Raw genomic sequence first — 12,854 nt, forward strand, 5'->3', positions numbered from 1 at the left:
TCACCAGTTCGTCAGCAGCAGGTGGTTGACCGCGAGCGCGACCACCGCCTGTCCGGCCAGCCACCAGCGGCGGTGGCCCGCCGGAAGCAGCGCCGTGGCCGGGATCAGCCACGCGCCGAACGGTAGCCAGATCCGTTCTACCTCAGCCTTCGACAGGCCGGACGAATCAGCGAACACGATCGTGAGCACGGCCGCCGCCACGATCAGCAGCACCGGATCGCGCAGGATCGTCCGGCGAGAAGGCAAGAAGATCGCGGTAGCCATCCCCCGCCGGGCCGCCGCGACCACTGCCGGTCCGCAGGCGACCGCCACCGCGGCCAGGTCGGCCCACACCCAGTAGGAATACGGCCGCACCAGCGCAACGCCCTGGTAGTAGCGCTCGACCACGAGGTGGTAGCCGTCGAACCACCAGAAACCGGCGAGCGCGAACACGGCGACCACGGCAACGGCACCGAGGACAGCGGCTGCCGCGGCCCGCCACTGCCTGCCGAGCACGGCGACGGCCAGCGCGATCAAGCCGAGCAGGACGAGGCCGTAGGAGAGGAAGATCCCGAAGCCGATGAGAATCCCGGCTGCCAACGCCGTGGGCCAGGCGTAACCACGGCGCTCTCGGAAGCCCGCCGACGCGAGGACGAGCAGCGCGATGCCGGTGGCGGTCACGCCAGCGAAGAGGCCGTCCGCGGACACGCCCAGCCACACCGCACCTGGGCTGAGCACGGCGAACGGAAGCGCCGCGCGAGCGGCGTCGGGACGGCCGAGCAAGGCGATCGTCGCTGGCACCGCGACCGCGACCAGCGCGGCCACCAGCACCACCGCGGTCGACGCCCAGGCACCGCCGCCGAGGCCGAGGCGGTCGAGCCAGACGAAGACGAGGGTCGCGCCGGGCGGGTGGCCGGATACGTGAGTGGTCCACGAGTTCGGCTGGAAATCGAGGATGCGCGAGGAGAATTCGCGGAGGAACCGCGGGATGTCCGTGATGCCGGGGACTTCGTGCAGGTACTCCTGCGGAGTGGTGAGCCGGCCGGCGAAGCCGCGCGTCCAGCCGTCCACCATGGCGAGCGAGAAGATCCAGGCGAGAGAAGCCAAGTAACCCGCGGCGAGGGCGCGTCGCCACCGCAGCCGGGCGGCCAGAGTCGGGCCGTACAGGACGACGCCAGCGGCGATCAGGACGGCGAACACCGAGCCGGGGCCGACGTGCGGCAGCCAATGCGCGAACAACGGCGGCGCGAACGCGTAGATCACCACGCCCGAACCGGGCCGGTTGTAGTACACGCCAACCGCGGTCGCGGCGGCGATCACCACGAGGGTGACGCCGACCGTCACGAGATCGGCGCGGAACCGGGGACGGACGGGAACCGGGGACGGCGGCTCGGCGAGCCGGGCAGCCTTCGTCGACTCGCTCATCGCCGGTCACGATAACCCCGGGAGCGGCCGCCCGGCAGGTTTCCGGGGGATCCGTGAGAAGTCGGTAAGATCTTGGCGAACGTCAGGATTTGGTAAGCACAGCAAGGGTTCTGCACTGTCCTTTCCAGACTTACCGTACGCCTCGTGAACGAATTCGGAGTGGACGTCGTCCTTCCCTGCCTCGACGAGGCGGCCGCGCTGCCCGGCGTGCTCGCCAGCCTGCCGCCAGGGTATCGCGCGATCGTCGTGGACAACGGGTCGCGTGACGGTTCCCCCGGTGTCGCCGCCGCACACGGCGCGAAAGTCGTCGATGAGCCGCGGCGCGGTTACGGTGCCGCCGTCCACGCCGGGTTGGAGAACGCGACCGCAGACATCGTCTGTTTCGCGGATGCAGACGGATCGCTCGATCTGGCCGAGTTGCCGCGACTGGTCGCGGCGGTCGTGGATGGTGCCGACCTCGCGGTCGGGCGCCGAGTGCCGGTGTCTCGGGCGGCTTGGCCGTGGCACGCAAGAGCAGGCAATGCCGTCCTCTCGCTGCTCTTGCGGTCTCGTGGGCTGCCAGTGCGGGACATCGCGCCGCTGCGGGCGGTGCGTCGCCGGGAGTTGCTGGCTCTCGGCGTCGTGGACCGGGCGTTCGGCTATCCGCTTGAGCTGCTGGTGAAGGCTCAGCGCGCGGGCTGGGCGGTCCAGGAACTCGACGTCGCTTACCGGGAACGGGCGCGGGGCACGAAATCGAAGGTGTCCGGTTCGATGCGCGGCACGGCGCGAGCCGTTCGGGACTTCGGGCGGGTGTTGGCCCGATGACGTTCTGCCTGCTTGTGGTCGCGAAAGCCCCGGTGCCGGGGTTCGCGAAGACTCGGTTGTGCCCTCCGGCGACGCCGGCACAGGCCGCGGAGATCGCCGCCTCCGCACTGCTGGACACGCTGGACGCTGCGTTCGCCACGGACGGCGCGATCACCGTGGTGGCGATGACGGGCGACCTCGCGGAAGCAGCGCGGGGGGCCGAAATCGGCCGAGCGTTGCGGAAGGCGACCGTGATCGCACAGCGGGGCTGGGATTTCGGTACCCGGCTGGCCAACGCGCATTCCGACACAGCTGCGGTGCATGCCGGGTTGCCCGTGCTGCAGATCGGCATGGATACGCCCCAGGTCTCCCCTGGATTGCTGGCTTCGGCGATCAAGCCGGTCGTCAGCGGAGCCAGCCGCGCAGTGCTGGGCCGCGCGGAAGACGGTGGCTGGTGGGGGCTTGGGCTGGCTGATCCGCGGCAGGCGCAAGTGCTCGCCGGAGTTCCGATGTCGCGTCCAGACACCGGATTCCGCACCCGCATGGCATTGGAAGCAACAGGGCTCCGAGTTGGCGAACTGCCCGAACTGTCCGATGTGGACACCATGGAGGACGCGTCGCGAGTCGCCGCGATCCGGCCGGACAGCAGGTTCGCGGCCGCGGTCGACGCGGTGGGAGTCGTGGCATGAAACTCGCGACTGGCCGGGAATTCGATCGCGGACTGCTCGGCCATCACTGCTGGCTGGAGCTCGCGAACGGCGACCGGATAGAGCTTCCGGTCGGACGTTGGGCAGACGGTTGCGGTGCGGGCGACGCCGTGCTGCTGGACGCGTGCGAGGGTCCGACGCTCGATGTCGGCTGCGGACCCGGTCGGCTGACTGCCGCTTTGACGCGCCGAGGCGTGGTGGCTCTCGGCGTGGACAGTTCGCCGGTCGCGGTGCGGCTGACTCGGCGCCGCGGGGCGAGTGCGTTGCAGCGCAACGTTTTCACTCGCCTTCCTGGCGAGGGACGATGGAATCATGTGCTGCTGGCCGACGGCAACATCGGGATCGGCGGCGATCCCGATGCGCTGCTGCGGCGAGTGCACGAGTTGCTCACGCCGGACGGCAACGTGCTCGTGGAACTGGAGGAGCCGGGCCAAGGGGTGCGCCAGGACCACGTCCGCCTGCGGCCGGATCCCGCTGACGGGCGGTGGTTCACCTGGGCATGGGTCGGAGTCGACGCCATTGCGGAAATCGCGGTGCGGACTGGGTTTCGAGTGGTGTGGACGACCAATCGCGGCCGTCGCTGGTTCGCGAAGCTGGCGCGCGCGTGAAACGGCTGGCAGCCGCGTGGCGCGGCCTCGACGAGCGGGTTACCGCAGCACAAGCCAAGATCGGCGAACGGGCCCGTGCCGTCGATCGCCGGGTCCCGAAGGCGGAGCAATTCAAGGGCGGCGCGCACGGCGAGCGCGCGACGGCCCGGGTCGGCAGTCTGCTCGGGCTCGCGTTCCTGATCTGCTTCGGCACCGGACTGCTGAGCCACTTGATCCAACATCCGCCTGAATGGTTCTTCTGGCCGAGCCGGCCGGTTTGGCTGTACCGGGTCACGCAGGGTGCGCACGTGCTGTCCGGAATCGCGGCGATTCCGCTGCTGCTGGCCAAACTGTGGAGCGTCTACCCGAAGCTGTTCGAGCGGCCGCTGGTGCGCTCGGTGCCGCACGCGGTGGAGAGGCTGTCGATCCTCGTCCTGTCCGGCGCGGCCTTCTTCGAGCTGAGTTCGGGGCTGCTGAACGTCGCGCAGAACTACCCGTGGAATTTCTACTTTCCGCAGGTGCACTACGCGGTGGCGTGGGTCGCGATCGGGTCGATCTTCGTGCATGTCGCGGTGAAACTCCCGGTGCTCCGGCGGGCGCTGACCCGGGAACGCAAGGCAGTCCAGCAGCCTGGCCCCGGGTTGTCGCGCCGCGGATTCCTGACCACCACGGGGATCGCGACCGGAGTCGCCGTACTGGCCACCGCGGGAGCGACCGTCCCCGCGCTGCGGAACGTCTCCGGGCTGTCGTGGCGATCAGACAAGGGCACGCAGAAGTTGCCGGTCAACCGAACGGCCGCGGCAGCGCAGGTCGCACGGGCCGCACAGGACCCCGGATGGCGACTGGATGTGGTGACTCCGGCGGGGACCCGGCAGTTCACGCTGGCCGAGTTGCGGGCGTTGCCGCAGACCACTGTGGACTTGCCGATCGCGTGTGTCGAAGGGTGGAGCCAGATGGCGACGTGGCGCGGCATCTCGTTCCCGGACCTGCTGCGCGCTAGCGGCAGTTCGCCCGGTGCAGACGTGCATGTGTCGTCGCTGGAGAAGAACGGTCTGTACGGCGTCAGTGTGCTGCCTGGTGAGCACACTGCCGACCCGCTCACGTTGCTGGCGCTGGAACTGAACGGCGAGGTGCTGAACCTCGACCACGGCTATCCGTGCCGCGTGATCGCGCCCAGCCGGCCGGGTGTGCTTCAGACGAAGTGGGTCGAGAAGCTGGAGGTGCGGTGAAGACCGCGCGAATTCTGCTGGCGCTGCCCGGATTAGCGGCGTTGGCGTACGGGATCGTGCTGTTCCTCGACTACGCGGCGCCAGCGTGGCCGGACAGCTTCACCACGGTGCTGTGGATCGGCGGCGGTCCGATCGTCAACGACGCGGTGTTCGCTCCGATCGCGGGTGTCGTCGGCGTGCTGCTCGCTCGGGTCCTGCCGCAGCCGTGGCGAGGGCCGGTACAGGTCGGCGCGCTGGTGACCGCGGTGCTGGGTTTCGTGGCGTTTCCACTGCTGTGGCGCGCTTATGGCGTGCCACCGAAACCAGGACTGCACGATGGGAACGCGTGGCTGGGGCTGCTGGCGACGCTCGCGGTGGTGTGGAGTGCGGTACTGGTCGTGTCGATCGTCCGGATTGTCTGGGTCCGGCGTCGGGTGGCACAGAAAATTCGGTCGCGCGCACGTAGTTGACCTGGGTTTTCTTCCGGTACCGGAATTTTCCCGCGGATTCGGCGTTTGGGACAACGTGCGCGTGGGCACCTCACCGCACGCGGAGAGGCTCTCCGTGCCGAGTCGGAGGCGGCACGGAGAGCCTCTTCGTGTTTTCGTGCGCGAGCCGGTTTTCGGGCGCTGGCCGTAAAAACGGCCACGCGCGACCGGCTCTTGTGCTCCGGTCGCGCGTGGCCTGCAAAGGTTCGGCCCCAGCGCGGATAGGGGGTCGAGCCGTGGCTGGTCTCGGCCGCGCCTCGGCGGCCGAGCGAACTAGTTGGCCGGTACCGCCTGTCCGCCCAGGGTGACCTGCACCGTCCGCCCATCCGCGAGAGTGAAGGTGGTCTGGTCGTTCGGGGCGCGCGTGCGGATCGCGGCGACGAGCGTGTTGGCGCTGTCGATGACGCGGTCGTCGATCTTGGTCACCACGTCGCCGGACTTCAGGCCAGCCTTCTCCGCCGGGCTGCCCGGCGTGATGTCGCCGAGCTGGGCGCCGCCCTGGGGCGCGTCGGTGACCTTCGCGCCGATGAACGTCTGGGTCGCGTGCCCGGTCTTGATGATGTCCTGCGCGGTGCGGCGCGCCTGGTCGATCGGGATGGCGAAGCCGATGCCGACGTTGCCGCCCTCGCCGCCGCTGCCCTGGCCGCGTCCCGAATTCGGGCTGTAGATGGCCGAGTTGATGCCGATGACCTGGCCGCTCATGTTCGACAGCGGACCGCCCGAGTTGCCGGGGTTGATCGCGGCGTCGGTCTGGATCGCGTCCATCACCGTGGTCTGGTCGGTTTCGTCGCCGCCCGCCTGCACCGGGCGGTGCAGCGAGCTGACGATGCCCGAGGTGACCGTGCCGGTCAGCTCGTACGGCGAGCCGATGGCCACCACCTGCTGCCCGACCCGCAGGTCGTCGGAGCGGCCCAGTTCGACCGGCGTGAGGTTGCTGACCCCGGACACCTTGACCACGGCGATGTCCGTGGTCGGGTCCCGGCCGACGACCTTCGCCGCGGCCTTCTTGCCGTCCTGGAACACGGCCTGGATCTGGCCGCCGTTCGCGGCGACCTGCACGACGTGGTTGTTAGTGAGGATGTAGCCGTCGCTGCTGAGCACGAAGCCGGAACCCTCGCCCGCCGCGGTCCGGCCGGACACCTGCAGCTCGACCACGCTCGGCGACAGCTTCTGCGCCACCGATTCGACCGAGCCCGCAGGCACGTTGCCGGTCTGCTGCGCGGGTTTCGGCGCGTCGAGCGCACTCACCGACGAACCGGATCCACCGGTCAGGTACCCGACGGTCCCGCCCGCCACGCCGCCGATCACGAGCGAGATCGCGGCGACGCTCGCGAGGAGCTTGCCCGCCGAACCCTTCTTCTCGCGCTGCGCGGGCACGCCGTACACCGAGGTTCCCGGTGCGCCGTAAGGATTGGCCGGGGCGCCAGCGGGCGGAGTGTGTGTCCCGCCGGGGTATTGGCTGCCGTACGGCTGACCCGCCGCGGGCTGCTGCTGAGCGCCGGGGATCGCGCCGCTCTGGGGCGCGCCAGCGTGCGGCGCGGCCGCGCCTTGCGCCGACCACGGATTCGGCGTGCCTCCAGTCGGAGCAGCGGCCCCGTACGCCGGGGCGGCACCGTACTGCCCCGCGGGCGCTCCGTACGCGCCGGAAGCGTCACCGGTCGCCGTGCCGGAGCCGGACGTCCCTGCCGAGCCCTCAGCGACCGAACCGTACGCGGCAGTCGAACCAGTCGCGCCGGAAGCTGACTGTCCCGCATCTGCCGCGGAAGAGGGTTGATCCGGCTGAGCCGGGGTCTGCTGCCAGGCCGCCTGGCCTTCGGCGCCCGGCTGGGCGCCCGGGTCCTGGCGACCCGCCGCGGAGTCGGGCACGTGGGGGTCGTTCTCGGTCATGTCCTCACCTAAGCGGCTGGGCCTGAGAGGTTCCTGAGTCGAACCTGTGTTTCGTAGATGAGTATGCCGCGAGTTCCGGTCAGCCTGCCGAACGAAGCCGTTCCGCGATCTGCTCCGGGGTGGCGTCGTTGATCCAGACCGCCATGCCCGACTCGGATCCGGCCAGGTACTTCAGCTTGTCCTTGGCCCGCAGCACGGAGAACAGCTCCAGATGCAGCCACGACAGCTCCCGGTCCCGCCGCACCGGAGCCTGGTGCCAGCCCGCGATGTAGGGCAGCGGCCTGCCGTACAGCGCGTCACACCGGCGCAGCACGTCCAGGTACACGCGGGAAAAGTCGTCGCGCTCGGCGTCGGTGAGCGACGGGAGGTCCGGCACCTGGCGGTGCGGGACGAGCTGAATGTGCACCGGCCACCGCGCGGCAGGCGGCACGAAAGCCGTCCAGTGCTCGCCGGTCGCGATCACGCGCTCGCCCGATTTCTGTTCCGCCGCCAGCACGTCGCCGAGCACCGATCCGCCGTGTTCGCGCGCGACCGCCAGCATTCGCTCGGTCTTCGGCGTGACGAACGGGTAGCCGTAGATCTGGCCGTGCGGATGCGAGAGCGTGACGCCGATTTCCTCGCCGCGGTTCTCGAACGGGAAGACCTGTTCCACGCCAGGCGTCTGAGCGAGCGCGGCGGTGCGGTCGGCCCAGGCGTCCACCACGAGGCGCACCTGTTCCGGAGTCAGCCGGGAGAACGCGCCGTCGTGGTCGCTGGTGAAGCACACGACCTCGCAGCGGCCGAGGCCAGGCGCGGTCGGCACCAGACCCAACCCGTCCACAGTGGACGGATTGCCGGTCGCCTGCTGCGAGAACGACGGGAACCGGTTCTCGAACACGACCACGTCGTAGTCGGCTTCGGGGATTTCGCTCGGCTTGCCCGGCCGGGTCGGGCAGAGCGGGCAGAGGTCGGCCGGCGGCTTGTACGTGCGCGTCTGTCGGTGCGCCGCCATCGCGACCCACTCGCCGGTGAGCGGGTCGCGGCGGATCTCGGAGGCAGCCGCGACCGGCGGCAGGTCCCGGGTGTCCGCGGCGAGCCGCTCGTGGGCGTCGGTGTGGTCGAAATAGATGATTTCCCGGCCGTCGGCCAGGTGCGCCACAGTGCGTTTCACGCTTCTTCTGCCTCGAGGTTCTCCGCCGTTTCGGCGATCATGAGTTCTCCGACCCGCTCCGCGAGGTCTTCCCGCGCACGGTCGTCCAGTCCATCGTCGGTCACCACGACCTGCGCTTCTTCCAGGTCCGCGATCGTGGAAATGCCGACGGTGCCCCACTTCGTGTGGTCGGCGAGCACCACCAGCCGCCGCCCGGCCTCCACCAGCGCGCGGTCGGTTTCGCTTTCGGTGAGGTTCGGGGTGGTGAACCCGGGCCCCACCGCCATTCCGTGCACGCCGAGGAACACCAGGTCGAGGTGCAGCGTGCGCAGGCTCTGCACGGCGACCGGGCCGACCAGCGCGTCCGACGGGGTGCGCACCCCGCCGGTGAGGACCACCGTGCGGTCCGGCTGTCCCGCGTTGCGCAGCACGTCCGCGACCTGGATCGAGTTGGTGACGATGGTGAGGCCCTCGATGCCGTCGAGCGCGTGCGCGAGCGTCCAGGTGGTGGTGCCCGCGGACAGGCCGATCGCGGTGCCCGGTTTGACGAGGGTGGCCGCCAGTTCGGCGATGGCTTCCTTCTGTGCGCGCTGGCGCACCGATTTCGCCTCAAAACCCGGTTCGTCGGTGCTCTTGCCGACCAGCGAGGTCGCGCCGCCGTAGACCTTCTCGACCAGGCCGCGGCCCGCGAGCACGTCAAGGTCGCGGCGGACCGTCATGTCGGAGACGCCGAGCCTCGCGACGAGGTCACTGACCCGGACCGCACCGGTCCGGCGTGCTTCCTCGAGGATCACCGCCTGTCGCTGCCGCGCGAGCACCGCCACTCCCCAAGCACACCCATCAACTGCACAAAATCCTACACGATTCAACATCAGGTGTGCGCGACGTGCAGATCAAGCGTCCCCCTGCCGGGCGACAGCCAAGCGTGGCGGGCAGCTCAGGCGACGGGCGCCCCTGGTAGCCGGATGGTGAGCAGAGCCCCGCCTTCCGGTGCCCGGTTGGCGTAAACCGTGCCGCCGTGCCGTTCCGCGGCGTGCTTCACGATCGCCAGCCCGAGGCCGGATCCGGGCAGGGTGCGTGCCTCCGACGAGCGGTAGAAACGGTCGAACACCTTGGGCAGGTCTTCCTCGGCGATGCCGGGTCCGGAGTCCGCGACCTCGACCACCGCGGTGCCGTCGCCGAGCGGACGCAGCGTGACCCGCACCCGCGAACCCTGCGGCGAGAACTTCACCGCGTTGTCCAGCAGGTTCAGCACCGCCCGTTCGAGCGAGCTGTTGTCCCCGGTGAGCACCCACGGCTGCAGCGCGACCTCGAACTCGATCTCGCCCGCCCGCCTGCGCGCCCGGTCGAGCGCGCGCTCGACCACGTCCATCAGGTCGACGCGCTCGGCCTGCTCGCGCGGTTCGTCCTGGCGCGCCAGTTCCACGAGGTCGCCGATGAGCTGGGTCAGTTCGTCGAGTTGCCCGCGAATGTCGGCCTCGATGTCGGCGCGGTCCTCGTCCGGCAACGACGGCGCGCCCGGGCGGCTGGCCGACAGCAGCAGTTCCAGGTTGGTGCGCATGGAAGTCAGCGGGGTGCGCAGCTCGTGCCCGGCATCGGCGACCAGCTGCCGCTGCCGTTCCTGCGAGTCCGCGACCGTGCCGAGCATGATGTTGAAGCTGTGCGTGAGCCGGGCGAGTTCGTCGTCGCCGCTCACCGGGATCGGACGCAGGTCGCCGGTCGCGGCCACCCGTTCGGCAGCCGAGGTCAGCCGGTCGACGGGGCGCAGCCCGGCTCGCGCGACCGCCGTGCCCGCGCCCGCGGCCACCACGATCCCGGCACCGCCGACCAGGAACAGCACCACGGACAGCTGGTTCAGCGCGCGCATCGTCGGAGCCATCGACTGCGCCAGCACGATCGCCTGGCCGTGTCCGAGCGGCACCGCGACCACTCGCATGCCAGTGGTCGCGTCGGTGCGCAACGACTGCGGAAGCACTCCGGTCGCGACGCGCATCTCGGCCGGACCCACCGGCGGCCGCGTGCCCGGCTGCGGATAGATCAGGTCGCCGGTGAGGCCGTTGAGCTGGCCGATCTGCAGGTCAGCGCTGGCGAGCAAGGCTCCCGGGACCTCGCGCAACTGGTCGGTCGGCACCTGCGGCGAGTTCGCCGCGGCCTGCGCACGGGCCAGCAGGTTGTCGTCGAGCTGGGTCAGCAGGTTGTTGCGCACCACCAGGTACGCGCACAGCGAAACGAGCGCCACCGCACCCGCCACGCACGCCGCGGCCAGCAGCGTGACGCGCCCGCGCAGCGAGAACCGGCGAGTGCTCCACCGGGTGCCCCGCGGATCCGGGACCTCCGCCTCCGGCGCGGCATACGCGCCCGCCGGGTGGTCGGTCACGGCGGGGTCTCGCGCAGGACGTACCCCACTCCACGCACCGTGTGGATCAGCCTCGGTTCGTTGTCCGCTTCCGTCTTGCGGCGCAAATAGCCGACGTAGACCTCCAGCGCGTTGCCCGACGTCGGGAAGTCGTAACCCCATACTTCCTCCAGGATCCTTCCGCGGGTCAGCACGTGCTTGGGGTACGAGAGGAAAAGCTCGAGCAGCGCGAACTCGGTGCGGGTGAGACTGATCTCGCGACCGCCGCGGCGGACCTCGCGAGTGCCGGGGTCCAGCGTGAGGTCGGCGAACGACAGCACCTCCGACGTCTCGCCCTGCTGAGCGTCCGGCGCGGCGCGGCGCAGCAGGGCGCGCAACCGGGCGAGCAGCTCCTCCAGGGCGAACGGCTTGGGCAGGTAGTCGTCGGCGCCTGCGTCGAGGCCGGAGACCCGGTCGGAGACGGTGTCGCGGGCGGTCAGCACGAGAATGGGCAGGTCATCGCCGGTGCTGCGGAGCCTGCGGGCCACTTCGAGCCCGTCGAGGCGCGGCATCATCACGTCGAGAACCATCGCGTCCGGACGGTTGGCGAGGATCGTCTCCAACGCCTGCGCACCATCGCTCGCGAGCTCCACGGTGTAGCCGTTGAACTCCAAAGACCGCCTGAGCGATTCACGGACGGCACGGTCGTCGTCCACTACGAGGATGCGCATGCCGTCAGTCTTACGCAGAGTGCTGAGACCCGCCTAAGAACACACGCAGAACACACAAAGAGCATTTCCGGACGACCCCGGACAGCAGGCCCATTCGCACTGGCCGCGCCGGGGATCGCGGAAGCGAAAATCACAACGAGCGCTCTTCCGGCGGCCGGGCGACCGGAGCGTTCCAGTGTCGCCAGAGCGTGAGCACGCGGATCGCGACCACGACCACCGCCGACCCGGTCGTGACCGCACCGGCCGGAAGGTTCAGCGCGTGGCCCGCCCAGACGCATACCGCGCCGGTCAGCGCGGCCATCGCGTAGATCTCCTTGCGCAGCACGAGCGGGATCTCCCGCAGCAGCAGGTCGCGGACCGCACCGCCGCCGATGCCGCTGGTCATGCCGATCAGGCAGGCGGCGTATCCGGTCGCGCCCGCGTTGAGCGCCAGCGTCGTGCCTGCTGTGGCGAACACTCCGAGCCCCACCGCGTCCGCGAGCAGCACCGCGTGCCGCAGCCGGGCGACCTGCGGGTGGAAGGCGAACACGACCAGCGCCGTCACCGCGCAGACGGCCAGGTACGGCCAGTTGCGCAGGGACGTCGGCGGATGGATGCCGAGGAGCACGTCGCGGATGATGCCGCCGCCGAGCGCCGTGGTCAGGCCGACCACGACGACCCCGAACACGTCCAGCCGCGCCCGGACCGCGGCCAGCGCCCCGGACGCCGCGAACGCCACCAGCCCGAGGAACTCGAGCGCGGTCAGCAGCATGTGCTGGTTCTACTGGTCGAGAAGCCCGCCGCGGTAGGCCAGCAGCGCGGCCTGCACCCGGTTGGCCGCGCCGATCTTCGACAGCACCGCCGAGACGTAGCCCTTCACCGTCGCCTCGGACAGGTGCAGCCGGCCGCCGATCTCGGCGTTCGACAGGCCCTGCCCGATCAGCGCGACGACCTCGCGTTCGCGTTCGGACAGCGAGGCCAGCAGCTTGCGCGCCGGCTGTGCGGCCCGCTGCTCATCGCGGTGGCTCTGCACCATGCGCACCGCCACGCCCGGGTCGAGGACGGCACCGCCCTTGGCCAGGTCGCGCACGGCCCGCAGCAGCGCCGCCGGGTCGATGTCCTTCAGCAGGAAGCCGTTGGCGCCGAGCCGCAGCGCGAGGCTGACGTACTCGTCGATGTCGAAGGTGGTGAGCATGGCGACGGTCGGCGGATCGGGCAGCGCGAGAATGGCCCGAAGCGCGCGAATGCCGTCGTCAGGGGCGCGCATCTTGATGTCGAGCAGCGCGACGTCGGGGTGATAGCGACGGGCGACCTCGACCGCCGATCTGCCGTCGCTTGCCTCGCCCACGATCTCGATGTCCGACGCCCCGGACATCATGGCGCGCAGCCCCGACCGAACTAGTTCCTCGTCGTCGGCGAACATGAGCTTGATCAACGAAGCCCTCCGGCAGACCGTGGGTTGGAGGCGGCTCCCCGCACCCGTTACGGAAGATTACCTACTGTTGTTCACGGTTTCGAAACCAGACACGACCAGGTGACTCGACTGGTCCACCGGAGCGGCCGAGAACAGCAGTCGACCCTGTTGCTGGTCACCCACTTGAGTGACTTCTTCGGGT

Annotated in this window: 13 protein-coding genes; 5 read left to right on the forward strand and 8 right to left on the reverse strand. The window is 70.1% G+C overall.

The window, feature by feature from the left end:
* Entirely contained in the window at positions 1 to 1,404 is a 1,404-nt protein-coding gene (locus L3Q65_RS30965; protein ID WP_182889661.1) for a hypothetical protein, read from the reverse strand.
* A gap of 159 nt (positions 1,405 to 1,563) precedes the next feature.
* Between L3Q65_RS30965 and L3Q65_RS30970 the strand changes: the two genes are divergently transcribed.
* From L3Q65_RS30970 to L3Q65_RS30990, 5 genes are read left to right on the forward strand one after another with little or no spacing between them, the layout of a single operon-like run.
* Complete coding sequence (locus L3Q65_RS30970) at positions 1,564 to 2,208, forward strand: glycosyltransferase family 2 protein (RefSeq protein WP_182890213.1); 645 nt, start codon at positions 1,564 to 1,566, stop codon at positions 2,206 to 2,208.
* Entirely contained in the window at positions 2,205 to 2,876 is a 672-nt protein-coding gene (locus L3Q65_RS30975) for a DUF2064 domain-containing protein (protein ID WP_182889660.1), read from the forward strand. Before L3Q65_RS30970 ends, L3Q65_RS30975 begins: the two co-directional genes overlap by 4 nt.
* On the forward strand, positions 2,873 to 3,502 hold the full coding sequence (locus L3Q65_RS30980) for a class I SAM-dependent methyltransferase (RefSeq protein WP_182889659.1): 630 nt from the start codon (positions 2,873 to 2,875) through the stop codon (positions 3,500 to 3,502). The genes L3Q65_RS30975 and L3Q65_RS30980 overlap by 4 nt, the downstream gene beginning before the upstream one ends.
* Positions 3,503 to 3,561: 59 nt before the next feature.
* Positions 3,562 to 4,710, forward strand: coding sequence for a molybdopterin-dependent oxidoreductase (locus tag L3Q65_RS30985; protein ID WP_237600961.1), 1,149 nt, complete (start codon positions 3,562 to 3,564; stop codon positions 4,708 to 4,710).
* Complete coding sequence (locus tag L3Q65_RS30990; protein ID WP_237597322.1) at positions 4,707 to 5,159, forward strand: hypothetical protein; 453 nt, start codon at positions 4,707 to 4,709, stop codon at positions 5,157 to 5,159. Before L3Q65_RS30985 ends, L3Q65_RS30990 begins: the two co-directional genes overlap by 4 nt.
* A 291-nt stretch (positions 5,160 to 5,450) precedes the next feature.
* On the opposite strand, the gene L3Q65_RS30995 is transcribed toward L3Q65_RS30990, so the two are convergent.
* The 7 genes from L3Q65_RS30995 to L3Q65_RS31025 form a co-directional block, all read right to left on the reverse strand.
* Positions 5,451 to 7,064, reverse strand: a complete 1,614-nt coding sequence (locus L3Q65_RS30995; RefSeq protein WP_182889657.1) for a trypsin-like peptidase domain-containing protein — start codon at positions 7,062 to 7,064, stop codon at positions 5,451 to 5,453.
* Between the two features lie 79 nt (positions 7,065 to 7,143).
* On the reverse strand, positions 7,144 to 8,214 hold the full coding sequence (gene galT, locus L3Q65_RS31000) for a galactose-1-phosphate uridylyltransferase (protein WP_237597323.1): 1,071 nt from the start codon (positions 8,212 to 8,214) through the stop codon (positions 7,144 to 7,146).
* Positions 8,211 to 9,011 carry a DeoR/GlpR family DNA-binding transcription regulator gene (locus L3Q65_RS31005; RefSeq protein ID WP_093575557.1) on the reverse strand — a complete coding sequence of 267 codons (801 nt, stop codon included), beginning with the start codon at positions 9,009 to 9,011 and terminating at the stop codon, positions 8,211 to 8,213. Before L3Q65_RS31005 ends, galT begins: the two co-directional genes overlap by 4 nt.
* Positions 9,012 to 9,130: 119 nt before the next feature.
* Positions 9,131 to 10,570: a HAMP domain-containing sensor histidine kinase gene (locus L3Q65_RS31010; RefSeq protein WP_182889655.1), complete on the reverse strand. Its 1,440-nt coding sequence runs from the start codon at positions 10,568 to 10,570 to the stop codon at positions 9,131 to 9,133.
* Positions 10,567 to 11,259 (reverse strand): response regulator transcription factor, encoded by a 693-nt coding sequence (locus L3Q65_RS31015; RefSeq protein ID WP_037811118.1) that lies wholly within the window; start codon positions 11,257 to 11,259, stop codon positions 10,567 to 10,569. Before L3Q65_RS31015 ends, L3Q65_RS31010 begins: the two co-directional genes overlap by 4 nt.
* A 130-nt stretch (positions 11,260 to 11,389) precedes the next feature.
* The gene (locus L3Q65_RS31020) at positions 11,390 to 12,010 is read right to left on the reverse strand and encodes a trimeric intracellular cation channel family protein (protein ID WP_182889654.1); all 621 of its coding nucleotides are present in this window, start codon (positions 12,008 to 12,010) and stop codon (positions 11,390 to 11,392) included.
* Positions 12,011 to 12,019: 9 nt separating this feature from the next.
* On the reverse strand, positions 12,020 to 12,673 hold the full coding sequence (locus L3Q65_RS31025; RefSeq protein ID WP_009083595.1) for a response regulator transcription factor: 654 nt from the start codon (positions 12,671 to 12,673) through the stop codon (positions 12,020 to 12,022).
* Positions 12,674 to 12,854: the final 181 nt, after the last annotated feature.

The organism is Amycolatopsis sp. FU40, from assembly GCF_021903635.1.
Lineage (GTDB): Bacteria > Actinomycetota > Actinomycetes > Mycobacteriales > Pseudonocardiaceae > Amycolatopsis > Amycolatopsis dendrobii.

Bases quoted from the DNA above. Each gene is read 5' to 3' on its own strand.
- L3Q65_RS30965 (WP_182889661.1), bottom strand. From the start codon at position 1,404: ATGAGCGAGTCGACGAAGGCTGCCCGGCTCGCCGAGCCGCCGTCCCCG.
- L3Q65_RS30975 (WP_182889660.1), top strand. From the start codon at position 2,205: ATGACGTTCTGCCTGCTTGTGGTCGCGAAAGCCCCGGTGCCGGGGTTC.
- L3Q65_RS30980 (WP_182889659.1), top strand. From the start codon at position 2,873: ATGAAACTCGCGACTGGCCGGGAATTCGATCGCGGACTGCTCGGCCAT.
- L3Q65_RS30995 (WP_182889657.1), bottom strand. From the start codon at position 7,064: ATGACCGAGAACGACCCCCACGTGCCCGACTCCGCGGCGGGTCGCCAG.
- L3Q65_RS31015 (WP_037811118.1), bottom strand. From the start codon at position 11,259: ATGCGCATCCTCGTAGTGGACGACGACCGTGCCGTCCGTGAATCGCTC.
- L3Q65_RS31020 (WP_182889654.1), bottom strand. From the start codon at position 12,010: ATGCTGCTGACCGCGCTCGAGTTCCTCGGGCTGGTGGCGTTCGCGGCG.